This window comes from Streptomyces fuscigenes (genome assembly GCF_021556455.1).
Classification (GTDB): Bacteria; Actinomycetota; Actinomycetes; order Streptomycetales; family Streptomycetaceae; genus Streptomyces; species Streptomyces fuscigenes.
This window is the reverse complement of the sequence record NZ_JAKGCV010000568.1, coordinates 1-3,013: the sequence shown is the minus strand read 5'-3', so window position 1 is coordinate 3,013 and position 3,013 is coordinate 1. Positions and strand designations below refer to the sequence as shown.

General features: G+C 75.3%; 2 protein-coding genes. One reads left to right on the top strand and one right to left on the bottom strand.

Annotated elements, in window-relative coordinates; all coding sequences use genetic code 11:
* On the bottom strand, positions 1–555 hold a 555-nt coding region (locus L1885_RS26370), incomplete at its 3' end, for an MFS transporter (RefSeq protein ID WP_235799671.1).
* Between the two features lie 521 nt (positions 556–1,076).
* Between L1885_RS26370 and L1885_RS26365 the strand changes: the two genes are divergently transcribed.
* Positions 1,077–2,933 carry an MFS transporter gene (locus L1885_RS26365; protein WP_235799670.1) on the top strand — a complete coding sequence of 619 codons (1,857 nt, stop codon included), beginning with the start codon at positions 1,077–1,079 and terminating at the stop codon, positions 2,931–2,933.
* The last annotated feature ends 80 nt before the right edge of the window (positions 2,934–3,013 follow it).

Sequence of the window (3,013 nt, the reverse complement as noted above, 5' to 3'; positions counted from 1 at the left end):
GCCGACCGCGGCCCACGTGCCCACGGCGCGGACCCGGGCGGGCCCGGCCGGGACGGCGGAGGTCAGCAGCGTGAGCGTGGCGGGCGCGAGGACGGCGGCGCCGAGGCCCTGCACCGCGCGGGCGGCGAGGAGTTGCCAGCTCTGCTGCGCGAGGCCGCCGCCCAGGGACGCGACAGCGAACACGGTGAGGCCGAGCAGGAACGTGCGCTTCTGCCCGAAGAGGTCCGCCGCCCGGCCGCCGAGCAGCATGAAGCCGGCGAACGCGATCGAGTACGCGTTGAGCACCCACTGCAGCCCGCCCTCGCTCATCCCGAGGTCGGTGCGCATGGACGGCAGGGCCACGTTGACGACGGAGACGTCGAGGACGACGAGGAACTGCCCGGCGCAGGCGATGAGGACGACGGCCCAGGTGGGCACCGTGCGCCGGCGCGGCGCGGGGCCCGGTCCGGGGCCGCCCGCACCGGCCGGGCCCCGGGTCACCAGCTCCTGCTCGCGCTTCCGCGGCGCGGTGCGCGGGGGCTCGTGGGCGGGCGGGTCCGAGGGCGTGATGGTCATGGCGTCATGCTCGCAGCCCCGGCGCGCCCCTGACATCCGATTAACGGCCGAACGGCCGCGGGTCCTTGGACCTAGGGCCTCTCGTTTGGATCTTGCTGGGCGCGACGCCTCGCGCACGCCTCCGGACCACCGGCCGCCGCCGCGGAGGGCCGGCTCCGGCCGGCGCGCCGGGTGCCCCGATCCGGGGGCCGGGCCCAACCGGCGACCCCGCTCGCGAGTTCGAACACGGTCGCGGAATAGCGTACGGGTGGAAAAGCGTTCACAGGGCACGCACAGGCCGGCCGGGGGGCCGGCCCCTGTCGTCCGACCTGGCTTCCCACGACCGCGACCGACACCACCGGACCGGCGCCGGAGCACCGCAGGACCACTGCCGGACCACCGCGCGACCGTCCCCCCGCCACCGGGACGGTCCCGCGGCGCCGGGCCCGCCGGGCCGGGTCCGGCCCCCGAGCACCACCCACGCACCACCCGCCCCACCCATCACTCCACTTGTCACTTCTTGTTCCACGGAGGCCGCACGCATGCCGCAGACGACGACCGATCATGACGCCGGGACGCTCCCGCCGGATCCCGGCAGACGGGCCTCCGGCGCGGTGGTGCCCGTCCTCGCCTTCGCGGGCATCACCGTCGCGGTGATGCAGACCCTGCTCGTCCCGGTCATCAAGGACCTGCCCACCCTCCTGCACACGGCGCCCTCGAACGCGACCTGGGTGATGACGTCGACGCTCCTCGCCGGCGCCGTGGCCACCCCGATCATGGGCCGGCTCGGCGACCTGAACGGCAAGCGGCGCATGCTGCTGGCCAGCCTCGCGATCATGGTGATCGGCTCGCTGGTCTGTGCCTTCACCGACGATCTTCTGATCATGATCGCGGGCCGGGCGCTCCAGGGCTTCGCGATGGGCGCGATACCCCTCGGCATCGGCATCATGCGCGACGAGCTGCCGCGCGAGAAGCTCGGCTCGGCGATGGCCCTGATGAGCTCGTCGATCGGCGTGGGCGGCGGCCTCGCCCTGCCCGGCGCCGCGCTGGTGGCGCAGAACGCCGACTGGCACGCCCTGTTCTTCGGCGCGGCCGGCCTCGGTGTGCTGTCGATGCTGCTGACGTACTTCGCGGTGCCGGAGTCCTCGCTGCGCGCGCCCGGCCGTTTCGACAAGACCGGCGCGCTCGGTCTCTCCGCCGGCCTCGTGGCCCTGCTGCTGCCCATCACGAAGGGCAGCGACTGGGGCTGGGGCTCCCCCACCACCCTCGGCCTGTTCGGCGCGGCCGTCGTGATCCTGCTGGCGTGGGGCGCGTGGGAACTGCGCTCCGCCGCCCCGCTGGTGGACCTGCGCACCACGGCCCGCCGCGAGGTGCTCCTGACGAACCTGGCGTCCGTGATGGTCGGTGTCGCGTTCTACGCCATCTCGCTCGTCCTGCCGCAGCTGCTCCAGCTGCCGTCCTCCACCGGATACGGGCTCGGGCAGTCGATGGTGGTCGCGGGGCTGTGCGTGGCGCCGCTCGGCCTGACGATGATGCTCACCGCGCCGCTGTACGCGCGCATCGCCGCCCGGCGCGGCCCGAAGGTCTCCCTCATCATCGGCATGGTCGTCATCGCGATCGGCTACGGCGGCGGGCTCGGCCTGATGAGCGCCGCCTGGCAGACCATCATCATCTCGGTGGTCGTAGGCGCCGGCATCGGCCTCGCGTACTCCTCGCTCCCGGCCCTGATCATCGGCGCGGTGGACGCGTCGGAGACGGGCGCGGCCAACGGCCTGAACACGCTGATGCGTTCCATCGGCACGTCGGTGTCGAGCGCCGTCATCGGCATGGTCCTCGCACGGACGTCGACGGACGTGGGCGGCGTCGCGCTCCCGACGCTGCACGGTTTCCGGATCTCCTTCGCCATCGCCACGGCAGCCGTCCTCGGCGGGCTCCTGCTCGCCGCCTTCCTGCCCTCGCAGCGGGCCTCGCGCGCCGCGTCCGCCGCGCAGGCGGGCCCGCCGGCCGAGGGCGCGGCCGACCCGCTCGCGCGGCCCGCGGCCGGGGACGGGCCCGCGACGGCGGGCCCGGTGCGCCACACGACGCTACTCGCCACCTCGGGCGGCTTCCACGGCCGTGTCACGGACGTCGACGGCCTGCCGGTCGCACGCGCCACCATCACCCTGATCGACCGCCGGGGCCTGCAGGCGGGGCGGGCCGTCGCGGACGAGGAGGGGCGCTACGACCTGGTGCCTCCGGGCGCGGGCGACTTCGTGCTCGCCGCATCGGCCTTCGGCCACGGCTCCCGCGCGTCCTCCGCCGGATACGCGGGCGACGGTGTGCCGGTGGAGGTCGACCTCGCGCTGCCCGCCCCGCGTGCGGGCGTCGGCGAGCCCGTCGGCGAGGGCGACCCGGCCTGACCCCCGGGCGGGGCACCGCTCGTCGCCCCCCTGGTCGGGGCACGCCTCTTCGGAGCCCGGGCCGGGCGCCGCACGAGCGC